The sequence below is a fragment of the Methylobacterium sp. J-048 genome (assembly GCF_022829515.1).
Taxonomy (GTDB): domain Bacteria; phylum Pseudomonadota; class Alphaproteobacteria; order Rhizobiales; family Beijerinckiaceae; genus Methylobacterium.
Genome location: NZ_JAKSYL010000263.1, coordinates 1 through 19,742, shown reverse-complemented (window position 1 = coordinate 19,742; position 19,742 = coordinate 1). Strand labels below are relative to the sequence as shown.

Below are 19,742 nucleotides of genomic sequence, written 5' to 3'. Positions count from 1 at the left end.
TCCCCGCGCTTGGTCGCGTCAGCGGCGCTCGAGAAGGCCGTCGATCCGGCGCGGCAGGCCGAGGGGGTTGTCGGCCTTGAGCGCGGCGGGCAGCAGGGCGTCGGGGAGGTCTTGGTAGCTCACCGGGCGCAGGAACCGGTCGATCGCGAGGCTGCCGACCGAAGTCGTGCGGCCGTCCGAGGTCGCCGGGTACGGGCCGCCATGGACCATGGCGTGGGCCACCTCGACCCCGGTGCCGAAGCCGTCGACCAGGATGCGGCCGACCCGGCGCTCCAGCAGCGGCAGCAGCGCCCGCACGGCCGCGTGGTCCTCGGGCGTGATGTGCAGGGACGCGGTGAGCTGGCCTTCGAGATGCTCCAGCACCTTGCGGATCGCCGCGAGGTCGGGGCAGCGCACCACCAGGGCCGCGGCACCGAACATCTCCTCCTGCAGCTCCGGCTCCGACAGGAAGGCGTCCGAATCGGTGGCGAACAGGGCCGCCCGGCCCTGGGTGGCCGAGCCTTCCGGCCCCTCGGCGAGGCGCGTGACCGCGGCGTGGCCGGCGAGTCGCGCGACGCCCTCGCCATAGGCCCGGTGGATGCCGGGGGTCAGCATGGTCGCGGCCGGGCTCTCCCGCAGGGCGGCGGTGGCCGAGGCCAGGAAGGCGTCGAGGCCGGGTCCGGGCACCGCCAGGATCAGGCCGGGATTGGTGCAGAACTGGCCGGCGCCCAGCGTCAACGAGGTCGCGAAGGCCCGGCCGATCGCCTCGCCCCGGGCCGCCAAGGCGCCCGGGAACAGCAGGACCGGATTGATGCTGCTCATCTCGGCATAGACCGGGATCGGGCGGGGGCGCTTGGCCGCGATCTCGACCAGGGCGGTGCCGCCCCGGCGCGATCCGGTGAAGCCGACCGCGGCGATGCGGGGATCGGCCACCAGCCCCTGCCCGATCGACTGGCCGGCATCGAACAGCAGCGAGAACACCCCCTCCGGCAGGCCGGACGCGGCGACCGCCTTCTGGATCGCCCGGCCGACCAGCTCGGAGGTGCCGGGATGGGCCGGGTGCGCCTTCACGATCACCGGGCAGCCGGCCGCCAGCGCCGAGGCGGTGTCGCCGCCGGCCACCGAGAAGGCCAGCGGGAAGTTGCTGGCGCCGAACACCGCCACTGGGCCCAGCGCGACGTTGCGCAGGCGCAGGTCCGGCCGGGGCAGCGGCTTGCGGTCCGGCAGGGCCGGGTCGATGCGGATCTCGAAGGCGCTGCCCTCGCGCACCACGCCGGCGAACAGGCGCAGCTGGCCGACGGTGCGGCCGCGCTCGCCCTCGATCCGCGGCCGGGGCAATCCGGTCTCCTGCATGCAGCGGGTGACGAGGTCGTCGCCGAGATCGAGGATGTTGGCCGCGATCGTTTCCAGGAAGGCCGCCCGGGCCTCCGGGTCGGTCTCGCGGTAGGTGTCGAAGGCGGCATCCGCCAGGGCGCAGGCCCGGTTGAGGTCCTGGAGGCTGGCGCCGGGGAAGTCGGGCTCCAGAGGCTGGCCGGTGGCCGCCTCGATGCCCCGGAACGCGTCCTGCGTGCCTCGCTGGGCCTGAGCGCCGATCAGGTTTTCGCCACGCACGGTCATCGTCGACTCCTGTTCGAAAGGTGCGGATTCTTTGCACCGGGTCGGTGTTGAGGGCTGTCAGCCCTCTCGGGCCGCCAGGGCCTTCGCGCGGATCGCCGCGAGGGTCATAGTCGGTGTCAGGGCCTCCGGATCGACGAGGCAGTGGATCATCGCCGGAATCCCGGCGGCGAGGCTGCGCTCGAAGGCGGGGGCGAACTCCTCGGTGCGCTCGACGCGCTCGCCGTGGCCGCCGCAGGAGCGGGCCAGGGCGGCGAAATCGGGATTGCGCAGCGCGGTGGCCGAGACGCGCCCGGGATACTCGCGCTCCTGGTGCATCCGGATCGTGCCGTACATGCCGTTGTCCAGGACGACGACCACGATGGCGATGCCGTATTGCACGGCGGTGGCGAATTCCTGCACGGTCATCATCACGTCGCCGTCGCCCGCGAGCGCCACGACGATCCGCTCGGGCAGGCTGCGCTTGGCCATCACGGCCGCCGGCAGCCCGTAGCCCATGGAGCCCGAAGTCGGGGCGAGCTGCGTCCCGAAGGCGCGGAACCGGTAGTAGCGGTGGATCCAGGTGGCGAAGTTGCCGGCGCCGTTGCAGATCACCGCGTCCCGCGGCAGCCGCTCGCGCAGCCAGGTGATCGCCTGGCCGTACTGGAACGCGCCGGGCTTCGGCTCCGGCGTCTCCGACCAGGCGAGGTAGGAAGCGTGGGCCTCGGCGGCGCGGCCGGCCCGCGGCGCGTCGTAAGTCGGCAGGGCGGCGCAGAACGCTTCAGGGGTCGCCTGGATCGCCAGCGCCGGCTGGTAGACCCGGCCGAGTTCTTCCGGATCGGGATGGACATGGACCAGCGGCAGGCCGGGATCGGGGATGCCGAGCAGCCCGTAGGATTGCGCCGGCATCTCGGACAGGCGCCCGCCGATCATCAGCAGCAGGTCGGACTCCTTGAGCCGCGCCAGGAGCGCCGGGTTCGGCCCGATCCCGAGCTCGCCGGCGAAATTCGGATGGTCGGCGGAGAACAGGTTGGCGCGCCGGAACGAGACCGCCACCGGCACGTCGTGGCGCTCGGCCCAGGCGGCCAGGGCGGTGCGGGCGGATTCCGTCCAGCGCGCGCCGCCGAGCAGCAGCACCGGCCGTCGCGCCTCAGCCAGCAGGGCGCGCAGCCGCTCCGTATCCGCCGGCGACGGGGCCGGCTCGGCCGGGACAACCCGGGGCGCGTCGGCCACCGCCGCGACATCGTCGAGCATGTCCTCCGGCAGGGCGATCACCACCGGCCCGGGCCGGCCCTGGAGCGCGACCCGGAAAGCCCGCGCGAGGATCTCCGGGATGCGGGCCGCGTCGTCGATCTCCACCGCCCACTTGGCCAGGCCGCCGAACATCTGCCGGTAATCGACCTCCTGGAATGCCTCCCGGTCGCGCATCGCCCGGGCGATCTGCCCGACGAACAGGATCATCGGCGTCGAATCCTGGCGCGCGATATGGACCCCCGCCGAGGCGTTGGTGGCCCCGGGGCCGCGGGTGACGAAGCAGATGCCGGGGCGGCCGGTGAGCTTGCCGGCGGCCTCCGCCATGATCGCGGCGCCGCCCTCCTGCCGGCACACGAGCACGTCGATGCCGCTGTCGCGCAGGGCGTCGAGGACCGCGAGGTAGCTCTCGCCGGGGACGCAGGTGACGCGCTCGACGCCCTGGACGAGCAGCTGATCGACGAGCACCTGTGCGCCGGTGCGTGGGGGCAATCCGCTCAAGCCGTTTCTCCCTGGCGATGACGCCGCCCGGAGAAGTCTCTCCTGGGTCAGCGGGCCGATGTTTCCGGCCTCAGCCTTACCGATGCCAAGTCCTGGGATGCGACTGATATGTCAGTCTCAGGATAGGGCCCCGGGTGGCTTGGTCAACCTGTCAGACCAGAGGCCGGCGGTCGAGGGCGCGACGGGTCATCTGGTCGAGGAGGTCGAACAGCGTGACGATTCCGGAAAGGGCCTGATCGGGCTCGCGGGCCGCGATGCCGGCCACGATCGTTGCGTGGATCCCGGCGCAGTCGAGGAAGCTGGCCGTGGGCTCGTAGGTGTACCAGAAGCGCCTGGACTGGGCGTGGAGCGGGCCCATCGTGCTGGTCAGGGTCGGGTTGTAGGCTGATTCGACCATGGCCTCGTGCAGGGCCCGTTTCAGCCGGAAGTAGACCTCGCGGTCCCGGGCGGCGGCGGCCACGAGCAGGCCCTCGGTGTGGGTCTGCAGGGTCTCCAGGTCTTGGTCCGAGGCGCGGGCGATCACGCAGCGGGCCACGGTCTCGTCGAGCGGACGCCGGACTTCGAGCAATTCGAGATGCTTGATGATGTCGACCGGGGTCACGAGCACGCCGCGGCGCGGATGGACCTCGACGAAGCCAATCGTCTTGAGCCGGGCCAGCGCCTCGCGCACCGGGGTACGCCCGAGCGCGAGTTCCGCACCGAGCTCGCCCTCCGACACCATCGCGCCCGGAGCGAGACGCCGGCTGATGATCATCTGCTCGATCGCGTCGTAGGCGGTCTCCGCGAGGGATCGCGGCCGCCTCGCGGCGGGACCCGTCGTCAAGATCCTCGCATCGGTCAACCGGATCCTCCGTCTGTGTCGAAGCCGCCCCCTGCTCCAGTTGACAATGGCCCCAAGCGGCGCCCTACTCAAGCCTTGGGATATCAGTGGTCGCCCAGAGCGCATCCGCGCCGGCCGGATCCTCGATGGTTCGGGCTCGACGGCGACCGTCTTCATGGGAGGAGCTGCGGATGCCTGGATTGTCTGCCGAGACGCGCGACAAGCTCAAGACGGTCAGCACGGCGACGCTGATGACCGCCTTGTTCAAGCGCGGCCTGCGCAATCAGATGATCCAGGACGTGCGCCCGCTGAGAGCCGGCGGCGGCACCATGGTCGGCGAGGCGTTCACCCTGCGCTACATCCCGGCCCGCGAGGACCTGAACCCGATCACGGTGTTCCGCGACCGGGCGCATCCGCAGCGCAAGGCGGTGGAGGAATGCCCGCCCGGCGCCGTGTTCGTGATCGACAGCCGCAAAGATGCCCGGGCGGCCTCGGCCGGCTCGATCCTGGCGACCCGGCTCATGGTGCGGGGCTGCGCCGGTCTCGTCACCGATGGCGGCTTCCGCGACGCCGACGAGATCGCCCGGCTCGACATGCCGAGCTATCACGTGCGCCCCTCCGCCCCGACCAACCTGACCCATCACCAGGCCATCGACATCAACGTGCCGATCGGCTGCGGCGACGCCCCGGTCTTCCCGGGCGACGTGATCGTGGGCGACGGCGACGGCGTGGCGGTGATTCCCGCCCACCTCGCCGAGGAGATCGCCGACGAGGCGGTCGAGATGACCGCCTACGAGGATTTCGTCACCGAGGAGGTGCGCAAGGGCCGCTCCATCCTCGGGCTCTATCCTGCCACCGACGAGCAGAGTCTCACTGACTTCGCTGCGTGGCGGAAGCGGAACGGGCGCTGACGGCGGACGGCACCGATCGGCACGAAGCCGGCGAGACGAGCATCTGGATTGGGAGGGGCTATGTCGGGGGGCATACCAGCGATCGCGGCGCCGCCGGAGATCGAGCGGCGCACGGTCGCCAAGGTCTCGTGGCGGCTCCTGCCGCTCATCGTGCTGATCTATTTCATCGCCTACATGGACCGCACGAATGTGGGCTTCGCCTCGTTCGGCCTGAACCGGGAGTTCGGCTTCTCGGCGACCCTCTATGGCTGGGGTGCGGGCATCTTCTTCCTCGGCTACGTCATCTTCGAGATACCCAGCAACGTCCTCCTGGAGCGCAACGGCGCGCGGCTCTGGATCGCCCGGATCATGGTCACCTGGGGCCTGGTCGCGGGCGGCATGGCCTTCATCACCGGCCCGGTGAGTTTTTTGGCGATGCGCTTCCTGCTCGGGGTCGCCGAGGCCGGCTTCTTCCCGGGCATGATCCTGTACTTCACCTACTGGTTTCCGAGGCGCTACCGGGCCCGGGTGGTGGCGGCCCTGTTCCTGGCGGTGCCGGGCTCGAACGCCCTCACGGCGGTGATCTCGGGGGCGCTGCTCCAGCTCGACGGCGTGCTCGGCCTGCACGGCTGGCAATGGCTGTTCCTCCTGGAAGCGGTGCCCTCGATCCTGCTGGCCTTCGTCGTGCTCGCGCTGATGACCGACCGGCCCGCCAAGGCGGCCTGGCTCACCCCTGAGGAGCGAGCGTGGCTGGAAGAGACGCTGGAGGCCGAGCATCAGAGCACCGTCAGGACGCATGGGCATTTCACGCTCAAGCGGGCCCTGACCGATCTCCGGGTGCTGGCGCTCGCGTCGATCTATTTCTGCATCGGCACGGCGACCTACGGGATCACCTTCTTCCTGCCGCCGATCCTTAAGAGCCTGAAGCTCACCGATTGGGAGACCGGCCTCGCGACGGCGGTTCCGTACGTCATCGGCACGGTGGGCATGATCGCCTGGAGCTGGTCGTCGGACCGGCGCGACGAGCGGCGCTGGCATTTCATCATCGCCGCCTTGATCGCCATGCTCGGCCTCATCGCCGCGGGACCGATGCTGGGTAGCCTCTGGGCGCTCACGGCGATGTCGGTGGCCGCGATCGGCCTTTACGGCACCAAGCCCGCCTTCTGGGCGATGCCGGGGGAGTTCCTGTCGGGACCGGCCGCGGCCGGGGGCATTGCGCTCATCAACGCGATCGCCAATCTCGGCGGCTTCGTCGGCCCCTACGTCGTGGGCTGGCTGAAGGACGCCACCGGCAGCTATGAGGCCGGCCTGTACTTCCTCGCAGCCTGTGCGCTCGGCTCCGGGGCGATTACCTTCCTGGCGGTCCGTCCGGTCGCAGCGGCGGCGGATCCGGGGATCGCCGCGGACGACCCGGCCGCTGCCGCGACCGAGCGCGTGAGACCGGAGACCGTCTGATGACCGCACGCAAGAAAGACATCGGCGATCTGCGCAGCCAGCGCTGGTTCGGCGCCACCGACCTGCGCAGCTTCGGCCACCGCTCGCGCATGCTCCAGATGGGCTACGAGCGCGCCGACTTCACCGGCAAGCCGATCGTCGGCATCATCAACACCTGGAGCGACATCAACCCCTGCCATCTCCACTTCCGCGAGCGGGTCGAGCAGGTGAAGCGCGGCGTCTGGCAGGCGGGCGGCTTCCCGATCGAACTCCCGGCGCTCTCGTTGTCCGAAAACTTCGTCAAGCCGACGACGATGCTCTACCGCAACCTCCTGGCCATGGAGGTTGAGGAGCTGCTGCGCCAGCACCCGGTCGATGGGGCGGTGCTGATGGGCGGCTGCGACAAGACCACGCCGGGCACGGTGATGGGCGGCATCTCCATGAACTTGCCGATGATCTTCCTGCCGGCCGGGCCGATGATGCGCGGGCATTCCGGCGGCAAGATCCTCGGCTCGGGCTCCGACGTGTGGAAATACTGGGCCGAGAAGGAAGCCGGCACCATCACCACGCAGCAGTGGAACGACATGGAGGCCGGCATCGCCCGGACCTTCGGCACCTGCATGACCATGGGCACCGCCTCGACCATGACGTCGATCGCCGAGGCGCTCGGCCTGTCGCTGCCGGGCGCGGCTTCGATCCCGGCGGCCGATGCCGACCATCCGCGCATGGCCAGCGCCTGCGGCCGGCGGATCGTCGAGATGATCTGGGAAGACCTGAAGCCGTCCGACATCCTCGACCGGCGCTCGGTGGAGAACGCCCTGGTGGTCCACAACGCGCTGGCCGGCTCCACCAACGCGATGATCCATCTGGTCGCGATGGCGGGCCGGGCCGGGATCCCGGTCAAGCTCTCCGAGTTCGATGATTTCGCCCAGAAGGTGCCGGTGATCGCCAACCTGCGGCCCTCGGGCGCGTGGCTGATGGAGGATTTCCACATCGCCGGCGGCATCCGGGCGCTGATGGTGCGGCTCTCCCCCCTCCTCCACCTCGACGCCCGCTCGGTCACGGGCGGCACGGTCGGCGACGGACTCGCCGGCATGAGTGTCTACAACGACGACGTGATCCGCCCGCTGGACAAGCCGATCGTCTCCCTCGGCGGCACCGCGATCCTGTACGGCAACCTCGCGCCGCATGGCTGCGTGATCAAGCCGCCGGCCGCGGACCCGCGCTTCCTCAAGCATACCGGACCGGCCCTGGTGTTCGACGATTACGACGCCATGACCGCCGCGGTGAACGACCTCGACCTCGACGTCACCCCGGACCACATCATGGTCCTGCGCAATGCCGGCCCGATCGGCGGCCCCGGCATGCCGGAATGGGGCATGCTGCCGATCCCGAAGGTGCTGCTCCGGCAGGGCGTGCGCGACATGCTGCGCATCTCGGATGCCCGCATGAGCGGCACCAGCTACGGCGCCTGCATCCTGCACGTCTCGCCGGAATCCGCGGCCGGCGGGCCGCTGGCGGCCGTGCGCAACGGCGACCTGATCACGGTCGACGTGTCCGAGCGGCGCATCCACCTGCATCTGGACGAGGCCGAGATCGCCGCACGCGTCGCGGCGTTCGTGCCGCCGGACCGGGCCTATCCGCGAGGCTACAACCGCCTATTCGCCCAGCACGTGCGGCAAGCGCACGAGGGCTGCGACTTCGACTTTCTGGAGGGTGCGGGCGGCATTCCCGAACCCGAGATCCACTGATCCACGCGCTTCCCGCCGGACGCGATCCCAGCCCGGCGCAAGGAAGCCCGTCGAAAGAGCGGTCCGCCGGCGATGGCCGGCGGCTGATAAGAACAGGGAGGATACATGGCGATGATCGCACGCAGGGGCCTGCTCGCGGGCGCGGCCCTGCTTGGGGCCGCTCGGGCGGCCGGGGCCGGATGGGAGCCGTCGCAGCGCGTGCCCGACCCGGCCGTCGAGGTGCTCGATCCGGCCTTCGCCAAGTACCGACTCTTCTCCGCTACGGTGGAGCGGGTCGTCACCGGCCTGCGCTGGGCCGAGGGGCCGGTCTGGTTCGGCGACATGGGCGCGCTGCTGTTCAGCGACCTGGTCAACGACCGGATCATGCGCTGGGACGAGGCCTCCGGCGCGCTCACGGTGTTCCGCAAGCCGTCTTCCTACGCCAACGGCAACACCCGGGACCGGCAGGGACGCCTGGTCACCTGCCAGCACAAGACCCGGAGCATCACCCGGACCGAGCATGACGGCGCGATCACCACTTTGCTCGACCGGTTCGACGGCAAGCCGCTGAACTCGCCCAACGACGTGGTCTGTCATTCCGACGGTGCGATCTGGTTCACCGACCCGGCCTTCGGGCCGAACCCCTACGAAGCGATGGCGGACCCGGAACTTCCGGGCAACGTCTATCGGATCGACCCGGCCTCTGGGCAGGCAAGCCTCGCCGTGGCGGGGCTCGCAGGACCCAACGGGCTGGCCTTCTCGCCGGACGAGTCCAAGCTCTACGTCATTGAGGGACGTGCCAAGCCGAACCGGCTGATCCGCGTCTACGACGTGGTCGAGAACGGCACCAAGACCGCCAACGGCCGGGTGTTCTACGACGCCGGCACCGGCACGCCGGACGGGTTCCGGGTCGATGTCGACGGCAATCTCTGGTGCGGCTGGGGCATGAGCGAGTCCGAGGACGGCGTGCTCATCCTGTCGCCGCAGGCCAAGCCGATCGGCCGGATCCGCCTGCCCGAGCGCTGCGCCAACCTCTGCTTCGGCGGCCTCAACCGCAACCTGCTGCTGATGACCGCCTCGCACTCCGTCTACGCGCTCTACGTGAATACGCGCGGCGCCGGGACCTGCTGATCCCAGCCGCTCGGCGTTCCTTCGAAAAAGCCGAAACGCGTCGTCATTCCGGGGCCGCGCCTGCGGCGAGCCCCGGAATGACAGGGCGGGCATTCAAGCGCGGCACTGCACCCTGATATCGAGCCTGCCGAGCCCCCTACTCGGCGGCTTCGGCCAGATACCGCGTCGGATCGTAGTTCAGGATCGGCCCGAGCCAGCGCTCGACCTCGCGCACATCCATGCCCTTGCGCAGGGCGTAGTCCTCGACCTGGTCGCGCTCGACCTTGGCGACGCCGAAATAATGCGCCTGCGGGTGCGCCAGGTAGAGGCCCGAGACCGAGGAGCCCGGCCACATGGCGTAGGATTCGGTCAGCTTCACCCCAATCCGCCGCTCGGCCTTCAGGAGATCGAACAGCTGCGTCTTCTCGGTATGGTCGGGCTGGGACGGGTAGCCCGGCGCCGGGCGGATGCCGTCATAGGGCTCGCTCGTCAGTTCCGCGGGCGTGTAGGTCTCGTCCGCCGCGTAGCCCCAGAATTCCCGGCGGACGCGCTCGTGCATGCGCTCGGCGAAGGCCTCGGCGATCCGGTCGGCCAGCGCCTTAACCAGGATCGCCCGGTAATCGTCGTTCGCCCGCTCGAACCGCTCGGCGATCCGTACCTCCTCCAGGCCGGCCGTGACCACGAAGCCGCCGACGTAATCGGCGATGCCGGTCTCCTTCGGAGCCACGAAATCCGACAGGCAGGTGTTCGGCCGTCCGTCGCGCTTGGACAATTGCTGGCGCAGGCCGTGGAAGGTCGCGAGCCGGTCGGTGCGGCTCTCGCCGGTGTAGAGCACGATATCGTCGCCGACGCTGTTGGCCGGCCAGAAGCCGATCACGCCCTTCGGGTTGAACCAGCGCTCCGCCACGATCTGCTTGAGCATGTCCTGCGCGTCCTCGTAGAGGGCGCGGGCGGCCGGACCCTGGTCCGGGTCGTCCAGGATCGCCGGGAAGCGGCCCTTGAACTCGTAGGTCTGCAGGAAAGGCGTCCAGTCGATGTAGGGCACGAGATCGGCGACCTCGTAGGAGCCGAACACCCGGGCATCCGTGAAGGCCGGCTTCTTCGGCGCGTAGCCCGACCAGTCGATCTTGAAGGCGTTGGCCCGGGCCTTAGTAAGGGGCAGCCGCTGCTTGTCGAGCTCCGAGCGGGCATGGGCGGCCGAGACCTTGGCGTACTCGGCGCGCACGGTCTCGATCGTCGTGTCGCGGGTCTCCTTGGACAGCAGGCTCGACACCACGCCGACCGCGCGGCTCGCATCGGTGACGTAGACCGCCTGGCCCTTGGCGTAGGCCGGGTGGATCTTCACCGCCGTGTGGACGCGGCTGGTAGTGGCGCCGCCGATCAGCAGCGGCACGGAGAAGCCCTCGCGCTCCATCTCGCCCGCGACATGGACCATCTCGTCGAGCGACGGGGTGATCAGGCCGGACAGGCCGACGATGTCGACATTCTCCTTGCGGGCCACGTCGAGGATCTTGGCGGCCGGCACCATCACGCCGAGATCGATGATCTCGTAGTTGTTGCAGGCCAGCACGACGCCGACGATGTTCTTGCCGATGTCGTGGACGTCGCCCTTCACGGTGGCCATCAGCACCTTGCCGGCAGCCTGGCGCTTGCCGTCGCCGCCATTGGCGCGCTTCTCCTCCTCCATGTAGGGCTCGAGATAGGCGACCGCCTGCTTCATCACCCGGGCGGACTTCACCACCTGGGGCAGGAACATCTTGCCGGCGCCGAACAGGTCGCCGACCACGTTCATGCCGGCCATCAGCGGGCCTTCGATCACGTGGAGCGGGCGCTCGACGCCCTGCCGCGCCTCTTCGGTGTCGGCGACGATGTACTCGGTGATGCCGTTGACCAGGGCGTGCTCGATGCGCTTGCCCACCGGGGCCTCGCGCCAGGTCAGGTCGGCGGTCTTGGCCTGGGCCGATGCGCCGGTCTTGAAGCGCTCGGCCGATTCCAGCAGGCGCTCGGTGGAATCGTCGCGGCGGTTGAGGACCACGTCCTCGCACAGCGCGCGCAGCTCCGCCGGGATCTCGTCGTAGACGGCGAGCTGGCCGGCATTGACGATGCCCATATCCATCCCGGCCTGGATGCAGTGGTACAGGAACACCGCGTGCATCGCCTCGCGCACCGGCTCGTTGCCCCGGAAGGCGAAGCTGAGGTTCGAGACGCCGCCCGAGATATGGGCGTGCGGCAAGGTTTCGCGGATCGTCCGGGTCGCCTCGATGAAGGCGACGCCGTAGCCGTTATGCTCCTCGATGCCGGTGGCGACCGCGAAGATGTTGGGATCGAAGATGATGTCTTCCGGCGGGTAGCCGACCTGCTCGGTCAGGATCCGGTAGGCCTTGGTGCAGATCTCGACCTTGCGCTCGTAGCTGTCCGCCTGGCCCTGCTCGTCGAAGGCCATCACCACCACGGCGGCGCCGTAGGAGCGACAGATCTTGGCCGCCTCGATGAACTTCTCTTCGCCCTCCTTCATGGAGATCGAGTTCACGATCGCCTTGCCCTGGATGCACTTCAGGCCGGCCTCGATCACCTCGAACTTCGAGGAATCGACCATCACCGGCACCCGGGCGATGTCCGGCTCGGCGGCGACGAGGTTGAGGAACTCGACCATCGCCTTCTGCGAGTCGAGCAGGCCCTCGTCCATGTTGATGTCGATCACCTGGGCGCCGGCGGCGACCTGGTCGCGGGCGACGTCCAGGGCAGCGGCGTAGTCGCCGTTGGTGATGAGCTTCCTGAACTTGGCCGACCCGGTGACGTTGGTGCGCTCACCGACGTTCACGAACGGGATTTCCTTGGTCAGCACGAAGGGCTCCAGCCCCGAGAGCCGCATCAGGCGCGGGATCTCGGGGATCTGCCGGGGCGTCTTACCGGCGACCGACTCGGCGATCGCCCGGATATGGTCCGGCGTCGTGCCGCAGCAGCCGCCGACCATGTTGACCAGGCCGGATTCGGCGAATTCGCCGACCAGCTTGCCCATGGCCTCCGGGCTCTCGTCGTAGAGTCCGAACTCGTTGGGCAGGCCGGCATTCGGATAGGCGCAGACCAGGGTGTCGCAGATCCGCGACAGCTCGGCGATGTGGCCGCGCATCTCGCGGGCGCCGAGCGCGCAATTGAGGCCGAAGGTCAGCGGGTCCGAGTGGCGCAGCGCGTTCCAGAACGCCGCCGGGGTCTGGCCCGAGAGGGTCCGGCCCGACAGGTCGGTGATCGTGCCGGAGATCTGGATCGGCAGCCGGATCCCGGTCTCCTCGAACACGGCCCAGCAGGCGGCCACCGCCGCCTTGGCGTTGAGCGTGTCGAAGATCGTCTCGATCAGGATCAGCTCGGCCCCGCCGGCGATCAGGCCGTGGACCTGCTCCATGTAGGCCGTCTTGACCTGGTCGAAGGTCACGGCGCGGTAACCGGGATTGTTCACGTCCGGCGAGATCGAGAGCGTGCGGTTGGTCGGGCCGATGGCGCCGGCGACGAAGCGGCGGCGGCCGTCCTGCTTCTCGGCGAGCTGCGCCGCCTCACGGGCCAGCCGCGCACCCTCCCGGTTCAGGTCATGGATGATCGATTCGAGGCTGTAATCGGCCTGCGCGATCGTGGTGCCGGAGAACGTGTTGGTCTCGCAGACGTCGGCGCCGGCCAAAAAATAATCCAGGTGGATCTGCCGGATCGCGTCGGGCTGGGTCAGGATCAGAAGGTCGTTGTTACCCTTCTGATCGTTCGGATGATCCTTGAAGCGGTCACCGCGGAAATCCGCCTCGGTGAGCCCGAGCCGCTGGATCACCGTGCCCATCGCCCCGTCGAGGACGAGGATCTTCTCCGACGCGCGGGTCCGCAGCGCGGATGCGATCTCGGTGCCGTCGACGGGCGGAAAGTCAGTCATGATCGGTCCCAACAGACCACCTCATCCTGAGGTGCCGGAGCGAAGCGGAGGCCTCGAAGGAGGCGTCCAGATTTTTTGTCGATCCCTGGAGCCTTCCTGCGAGGCCGTTGCGCGGCACCCACGATGAGGCGGAGGGTGGAGCTCTCGTTTCGGACCAGCCCGGAAATGGTCCGGGTCAGCCCACTTTCTCCAGGGCGGCGAGCCGCTTTTCGAGGGCGTCGAGGCGTTCTTCGACCTGGGCAGCCGCGTAGCGTCCGAGGACCGATTCGCCGTTGACGGCTTCCCGCAGATTGTCGAACCGACGTTCCAGCTTGTCGAAGCGGGTATCATGCTCCTCAAGCTTGCGATCGACGCGCTCGAATCCAGAGTGGATCTCGGCCCGCATCTCCCAGAGAAGCGGAAGAATCAGGTCCTGCGGTTCAGCCATCGTCCTGCCCCCTGCTGCGCCGTGCGGGCGCAGCTGAATTTAGGCCGCCGCCTTTTCCGCCGCCAGCTTCGGCGCCTGCGCGCGCAGGCCCAGCAGGTGGCAGATCGCGTAGACGAGATCGGACCGGTTCATCGAGTAGAAGTGGAAGTCCTGGACACCCTCGTCTACCAGGTCGAGCACCTGCTCGGCCGCCACGGCGGCGGCGACGAGGCGGCGGGTCTCCACGTCGTTGTCGAGACCTTCGAACCGGGCGGCCAGCCAGTACGGCACCGAGGCGCCGGTGCGGCGGGCGAAGTTGGCCGATTGCTTGAAGTTCTGCACCGTCAGGATGCCCGGAATGATCGGGATCGTGATCCCGGCGGCCCGGACCTTTTCGAGGTAGCGCAGGTAGACCTCGTTCTCGAAGAAGAACTGCGTGATCGCCTGGTCGGCACCGGCATCGACCTTGGCCTTCAGGGCGTCGATGTCGGCATCGAGGGAGGCGGCCTCCGGGTGCTTCTCGGGATAGGCCGAGACCGAGACCTTGAAATCGCCGATGCGCTTGATCCCCTCGACCAGCTCGGCGGTCGTCGCATAGCCCTCGGGATGGGGCTTGTAGGCGTGGCCGACGCCGTCGGCCGGGTCGCCGCGCAGGGCCACGATGTGGCGCACGCCGACATCCCAGTAGGCCTGCACCACCGCGTCGATCTCCGCGCGGCTGGCATCCACGCAGGTGAGGTGCGCGGCCGGCTTGAGGGTCGTCTCGCGGATCATCCGGGCGACGGTGTTGTGGGTGCGCTCCCGGGTCGAGCCGCCGGCCCCGTAGGTCACGGAGACGAATTTCGGCTGGAGCGGGGCCAGCCGCTCGATCGAGGACCACAGGACCTTTTCCATCTCGTCGGTCTTGGGCGGGAAGAACTCGATCGAGACGCGGATCGGGTGGTAGCCGTCGCGGCTGGCGCGGTGGGTGGAGCGGCGCATCGGGTCTCGTCCTCTATGTCGATCGGTTCAGACGATGAAGGGGAACAGGGTGTGTGGCGGTCGCCGGACTCAGGGTCAGGCGACCGCCCGCTGGAGCGGTTCGGCGTCGCGGCCGAGGCCCGCCTGCTGATGGGCCGCCTGCTGATGGACCGCCTCTTGGGCGAGCCAGAGCGTGACCGTGAGCTGGCCGGCTTCCCGAGGCACCAGATCGCTTGTCGCGACCGTGGCGAGCCCGGCCTCGGCCAGCCAGTGTGAGACCTGGTCGGCGGAAAAACCCAGCCGGCGGTGGGCCTGGCCCGTCCGCAGGAATTCGAGGTCGTGCGGCGCGAAATCCACCACCAGGAGCCGTCCGCCCGGCGCGACGAGGCGCGCGGCACCCCGCAGGGCGCGGGCCGGATCGTCGAGATAGTGGAGCACCTGATGCACCACCACCAGGTCGAAGCTCGCCCGGGCGAAGGGCGGCGCGTGGATGTCGCCCTGGCGCAGATCGACCCGCGACAGGCCCTGCCGCTCCAGGTTGGCCCGGGCGACGGACAGCATCGCGTGGCTCGAATCGAGCCCCGTGGCCCGGGCGGCCCGGGGGGCGAGCAGGCCGAGCATCTTGCCGGTGCCGGTGCCGAGATCGATCAGGCTGCCGAGGGGGCGCTCACCCAGCGCGTCGAGGACGGCCGCCTCGACGGTGGCTTCCGGAACGTGCAGCGAGCGCAGCTCGTCCCATTTCGGTGCGAGCCGGGCGAAGAAGGTCTGGGCCGCCTCGGCCCTCTGGGTGCGCACCGCGTCGAGGCGGGCGCGATCCTCCGAAAGCGGCGGCGTGCTTCGGTCGAGCCCGGACAGGAGCGGGTCTGCCAGGCCGGCGCGGGCCTCGGACAGGCGGAAGAACGCCCAGGCGCCCTCCCGATGGCGCTCGACCAGTCCGGCCTCGACCAGAAGCTTGAGATGGCGCGAGATGCGCGGCTGGGACTGACCGAGGATGTCGGTGAGGTCGGAGACCGACAATTCCCCATCGGTGAGCAGCGCCAGGATGCGCAGGCGCGTCTCCTCGGCCGCCGCGCGCAGCACGCCCAGGGCTTCCGGAAAGGGGATCGATCCCGCCGTTCGACTCTCAGCGATAGACATAAAGATATGTTTATGTCCGTTTTTCCGGAGGCGCAAGCGCCATGTTGCGGCTCAGTGGATCGTGCGGGTGGGTTTCTACCGCAGCCAGTACCCGTCCGGTGCCAGCGGAGCCGGCATCGGTTCGTCCAGCGCGTGATGCACGATGCGGTCGACGGCGCGGACCATCGCGTCGAGGGGCAGGTCGTTCGGTTCGGTCCCGAAGGGCTCCTCCAGCTCGTCCCCGAGGGCGTCGAGGCCGAAGAAGGTGTAGCCGACGAGCGCCACCACGACCGGTGTCGCCCAGCCGAGCGACCCCGTGAGTCCCACCGGCAGCAGCAGGCAGTAGAGCCAGGCGGTGCGGTAGACGAGCAGCGTGTAGGCGAAGGGCAGCGGCGTGTTGGCGATCCGCTCGCAGGCGGTGTGCACCCCGGACAAAGCCTCGATCCGCGCTTCCAGGAGGCCGAACTGGATGTCGGTGAGGCGCCCGGCCCGCATCAGCCCGGCGAGGTCCCGGGTCAGGGCGGCCAGGACCGAATCGGTGGGGTTCGGGCCGCAGAGGTCCGAGCCCGGCGCCCTGCCCTCCACCGCCACGGCCTCGTCGAGGCCGCGCAGGCGCGCGTGCAGGCCGTGCGCGAAGGCCGACAGGCGGCGCAGCTGCGGCTCCGCCTCGGTGGGCGGCAGCAGGGCCGGCATCAGGCGGGCGAGGTTGCGCGTCTCGCCGATCAGGCTGCCCCAGGCTTTGCGGGCTTCCCACCAGCGCTCGTAGCAGGCGTTGTTGCGAAAACTCAGGAAGATCGACAGGGCGAGGCCGACCAGAGTGAACGGCGCGACCCCTGCGGTCACCGGGAAGAAGGCCGGCCAGCGCGCCTCCGCCCAGACCACAAGGCAGGCGACCGCGACGATCCCGACGAGTTTTGGCGCCACCCGCGGCAGGATCGAACCCTGCATCGTGAACAGCAGGGTGAACAGGTTGGGCCGGGTGCGGACGATCATCGGGGCTTCGCGGCGAGGGGTCGGCCCTCCTGCCCTGCCCGTCCGGCCCCGGCAAGGGGCCCGCCGTCAGCCAGGCCGTCATTGCCAAGCTTGCAGGCGAGCTTGGCCCGGGCGCAGGGGGGATGATCGGGCGCCAGCTGTCGAACCGCCTTTTCAGCGGCGAGCGCTCAATCCGTGTCCCAGAGCCAGGCCGCCCCGCGCACGCCCGAGGCGTCGCTGTGCAGGCTCGCCCGCACCGGCGTGTCGAAGGCGTCGGAGAAGACGTGGGGGGCGATCGCCCCGGGCAGGCCGGCGATCAGCTCCGGGATCCGCGACAGGCCGCCGCCGATGACGATCACGTCCGGATCGAGCAGGTTCACCACCTGGGCGGCCGCGCGCCCGAGCCGGTCGAGATGGGTCGCGAGCGTGTCGCGCGCCTTCGGGTCGCCGTCGCGGGCAGCCGCCACGATGGCCTCGGCGGTGAGGCTGCCGCCGTGCCGCCGCGCATGGTCGGCGGCGAGGCCGGGGCCGGATAGCCAGGTCTCGATGCAGCCCCGGCGGCCGCAATAGCAATCCGGTCCGGGCTGCTCGTCGACCCGGGCGCCGGCCAGGGGGCCGTGGCCCCACTCGCCCGCGATGCCGTTGCGGCCGGTGAGCACGCGGCCGTCGATGGCGATGCCGGATCCGACCCCGGTGCCCAGGATCACCGCCCAGACCACCCGGGCTCCGGCCCCGGCCCCGTCGACCGCCTCCGAGACCGCGAGGCAATTGGCGTCGTTCTCGATCCGCACCGGCCGGTCCAGGCGCCGCGCGAGGTCGATGCCGAACGGGTGGCCGTTGAGCCAGTGGGAATTGGCGTTGCGCACGAGCCCTGTCGCCGGCGACAGGCTTCCCGGCATGCCGATGCCGACGCTGCAGGGGGCGCCGGTCTCCGCCTCCAGCCGGGCCACGAGCGCGGCCAGGGCCTCGAGCGTGGCGCCGTAATCGCCCCGGGGCGCCGGCATCCGGGCCTCGGCCAGGGTCGCGCCGCCCGAGTCGAGCACGATCCCGGCGATCTTGGTGCCGCCGAGATCGATGCCGAGGCGCGCCCGTCCGGTGGGCGCGGCCATCACTCCGCCGCGGCGACCTTGGTGACCTTGCTGTCGGTCCCCATCGGCTGCGGCGCGTGGTCTGAGATGTCGGTGCCGATCGAGACCGGATGGGCCATGACCTCGTTGAGCTTGACCATGTCGAGCTCGCCCTCCCAGCGGCTGACCACCACGCAGGCGACGCCGTTGCCCACGAGGTTGGTGAGCGCGCGGCACTCGGACATGAACTTGTCGATGCCGAGCACCAGGGTCATGGCGGCGACCGGGACCGGGCTGTTCGGGATCGCCGAGAGGGTGGCCGCCAGGGTGATGAAGCCGGCGCCCGTGACGCCGGAGGCGCCCTTCGAGGTCAGCATCGCCACCAGGATGATCGTCGCGTATTGCGCGAAGGTCAGGTCCGCCCCCACCGCCTGCGCCAGGAACAGCGTGGCCAGCGTCATGTAGATGTTGGTGCCGTCGAGGTTGAACGAGTAGCCGGTCGGGACCACGAGGCCGACCACCGAATCCGAGGCGCCGAGCCGGCGCATCTTGGTCATCAGCTGCGGCAGCACGGTCTCCGATGAGGACGTGCCGACGACGATCAGCAACTCGTCCTTGATGTAGGCGAGGAAGCGCAGGATCGAGAAGCCAGCGACCTTGGCGATGCTGCCCAGCACCACCAGCACGAACAGGATCGCGGTGATGTAGAAGGTGCCGACCAGCCAGGCCAGGTCGTAGACCTTCTGGATGCCGTACTCGCCGATCGTGAACGCCATCGCGCCGAAGGCGCCGAGGGGGGCGAGCTTCACCACGATGCCGATGATCTTGAAGAAGATCTGCCCGGCGGTGTCGATCGCGCTGTTCACCGCGGCGGCGCGCTCGCCGAGGCTCGTCACCACGACGCCGGTGAGGATCGAGATCAGCAGCACCTGCAGCAGGTCGCCGGTGGCGAAGGGATCGAAGAAGCTTTTGGGGATGATCGCCAGGATGTGGGCGACGGTGGAATCGGCCGCCGCCTTGTTGGCATAGGTCGCGACCTTGCTGGCATCGAGCTTCGTCGGGTCGGCGTTGAAGCCGGCGCCGGGCCGGATCACCTCGCCGACCAGCACGCCGATCAGCAGTGCCAGGGTGGAGACCACCTCGAAATAGACCAGCGCCTTTACGCCGACGCGGCCGACCTTCTTCAAGTCGCCGACCGAGGCGATGCCGTGCACGATGGTGCAGAAGATGATCGGCGCGATCATCATCTTGATCAGGCCGATGAAGGCGTCGCCGAGCCACTTCATCGCCTTGCCGGTGGCCGGGTCGTACCAGCCGAGCAGGACGCCGAGGACGATGGCGATCAGGACCTGGATATAGAGGACCTTGTACCAGGGCTCGCGGGGGGCGCCGGGCGCAGTCGTCGCGTGGGTTGCGTGTGCCATATCCATCCCGTGCACGGTTGCCGTGCATCCTCCCGATTTGCCGGCACGCTAACGATAATCGTGTCCTGCCTCAACGGCGGCTCCGGAGCCGCCAGCGAACCAAGTGTGACAAAACCCTGTCGATCCCCGGCAGAATGACTTTCGGAACCCGATATTCGGCTGAGTCCTGTTGAATGCAGCGCGTACGGACCCATCGGGTTATCGCCGTCCGTCTCCGGATATGCGTCATCGTCCCCACCCGCCAACGGCGCCGGGGGTATGGCCCAAGAAGACCCAGCACGAGGGACGCGGGACGCCGCGGGGACCCAGGTGTCGGCCAGATACGCGCGGGATCCGATCCCCGCGGCGACCGGCGGCATCGACCGGGCATCCTCCCCGGCCGCTGCCGTCTTTCTCGTCTCGATGTCTTGTCGGACGCACCGAGCCCGCGACTCCGCGTTAGAGGTCCGGACGGGACGGCTCGGCCGCATTGGCAGGCCAAGCACGCCCTTCGAACCCGCACCCCCGGCGGGCTCTGCCACCCGACCTGCGCCACGCACCGGGCGGGCCCGCAGGTTGCTCAGGGTCACGCCCATACGC

At 69.6% G+C, this 19,742-nt stretch carries 14 protein-coding genes; 4 read left to right on the top strand and 10 right to left on the bottom strand.

Annotated elements, in window-relative coordinates; genetic code table 11:
* Nucleotides 1–18 precede the first annotated feature (18 nt).
* The 3 genes from MKL09_RS26545 to MKL09_RS26535 form a co-directional block, all read right to left on the bottom strand.
* Nucleotides 19–1,596 (bottom strand): aldehyde dehydrogenase (NADP(+)), encoded by a 1,578-nt coding sequence (locus MKL09_RS26545; RefSeq protein WP_244025004.1) that lies wholly within the window; start codon nucleotides 1,594–1,596, stop codon nucleotides 19–21.
* Between the two features lie 57 nt (nucleotides 1,597–1,653).
* Nucleotides 1,654–3,324, bottom strand: a complete 1,671-nt coding sequence (locus tag MKL09_RS26540) for a thiamine pyrophosphate-binding protein (protein ID WP_244025003.1) — start codon at nucleotides 3,322–3,324, stop codon at nucleotides 1,654–1,656.
* A 151-nt stretch (nucleotides 3,325–3,475) separates the two neighbouring features.
* Entirely contained in the window at nucleotides 3,476–4,147 is a 672-nt protein-coding gene (locus tag MKL09_RS26535; protein ID WP_244025002.1) for a GntR family transcriptional regulator, read from the bottom strand.
* Nucleotides 4,148–4,335: 188 nt separating this feature from the next.
* On the opposite strand from MKL09_RS26535, the gene MKL09_RS26530 reads away from it, so the two are divergent.
* The 4 genes from MKL09_RS26530 (at nucleotide 4,336) to MKL09_RS26515 (ending at nucleotide 9,329) form a co-directional block, all read left to right on the top strand.
* On the top strand, nucleotides 4,336–5,055 hold the full coding sequence (locus MKL09_RS26530; protein WP_244025001.1) for a ribonuclease activity regulator RraA: 720 nt from the start codon (nucleotides 4,336–4,338) through the stop codon (nucleotides 5,053–5,055).
* A gap of 60 nt (nucleotides 5,056–5,115) precedes the next feature.
* A complete protein-coding gene (locus tag MKL09_RS26525) occupies nucleotides 5,116–6,489 on the top strand; it encodes an MFS transporter (RefSeq protein ID WP_244025000.1) in 1,374 nt (457 codons plus the stop codon).
* Nucleotides 6,489–8,219, top strand: coding sequence for an L-arabinonate dehydratase (gene araD, locus MKL09_RS26520; RefSeq protein ID WP_244024999.1), 1,731 nt, complete (start codon nucleotides 6,489–6,491; stop codon nucleotides 8,217–8,219). Before MKL09_RS26525 ends, araD begins: the two co-directional genes overlap by 1 nt.
* Nucleotides 8,220–8,324: 105 nt before the next feature.
* On the top strand, nucleotides 8,325–9,329 hold the full coding sequence (locus MKL09_RS26515; protein ID WP_244024998.1) for an SMP-30/gluconolactonase/LRE family protein: 1,005 nt from the start codon (nucleotides 8,325–8,327) through the stop codon (nucleotides 9,327–9,329).
* 136 nt (nucleotides 9,330–9,465) lie between these two features.
* On the opposite strand, the gene metH is transcribed toward MKL09_RS26515, so the two are convergent.
* The 7 genes from metH to MKL09_RS26480 all read right to left on the bottom strand — a co-directional run bounded on the left by metH (nucleotide 9,466) and on the right by MKL09_RS26480 (nucleotide 19,163).
* Nucleotides 9,466–13,218, bottom strand: coding sequence for a methionine synthase (gene metH / locus MKL09_RS26510; protein ID WP_244024997.1), 3,753 nt, complete (start codon nucleotides 13,216–13,218; stop codon nucleotides 9,466–9,468).
* A gap of 175 nt (nucleotides 13,219–13,393) precedes the next feature.
* Complete coding sequence (locus MKL09_RS26505) at nucleotides 13,394–13,645, bottom strand: hypothetical protein (RefSeq protein WP_244024996.1); 252 nt, start codon at nucleotides 13,643–13,645, stop codon at nucleotides 13,394–13,396.
* Between the two features lie 39 nt (nucleotides 13,646–13,684).
* Complete coding sequence (gene metF / locus MKL09_RS26500; RefSeq protein ID WP_244024995.1) at nucleotides 13,685–14,605, bottom strand: methylenetetrahydrofolate reductase [NAD(P)H]; 921 nt, start codon at nucleotides 14,603–14,605, stop codon at nucleotides 13,685–13,687.
* Nucleotides 14,606–14,680: 75 nt separating this feature from the next.
* Nucleotides 14,681–15,721: an ArsR/SmtB family transcription factor gene (locus MKL09_RS26495; protein ID WP_244024994.1), complete on the bottom strand. Its 1,041-nt coding sequence runs from the start codon at nucleotides 15,719–15,721 to the stop codon at nucleotides 14,681–14,683.
* A 75-nt stretch (nucleotides 15,722–15,796) separates the two neighbouring features.
* Nucleotides 15,797–16,693: a bestrophin family protein gene (locus MKL09_RS26490; RefSeq protein ID WP_244024993.1), complete on the bottom strand. Its 897-nt coding sequence runs from the start codon at nucleotides 16,691–16,693 to the stop codon at nucleotides 15,797–15,799.
* 167 nt (nucleotides 16,694–16,860) lie between these two features.
* Nucleotides 16,861–17,781: an ROK family protein gene (locus MKL09_RS26485; RefSeq protein ID WP_244024992.1), complete on the bottom strand. Its 921-nt coding sequence runs from the start codon at nucleotides 17,779–17,781 to the stop codon at nucleotides 16,861–16,863.
* Nucleotides 17,781–19,163 carry a dicarboxylate/amino acid:cation symporter gene (locus MKL09_RS26480; protein WP_244024991.1) on the bottom strand — a complete coding sequence of 461 codons (1,383 nt, stop codon included), beginning with the start codon at nucleotides 19,161–19,163 and terminating at the stop codon, nucleotides 17,781–17,783. Before MKL09_RS26480 ends, MKL09_RS26485 begins: the two co-directional genes overlap by 1 nt.
* Nucleotides 19,164–19,742: the final 579 nt, after the last annotated feature.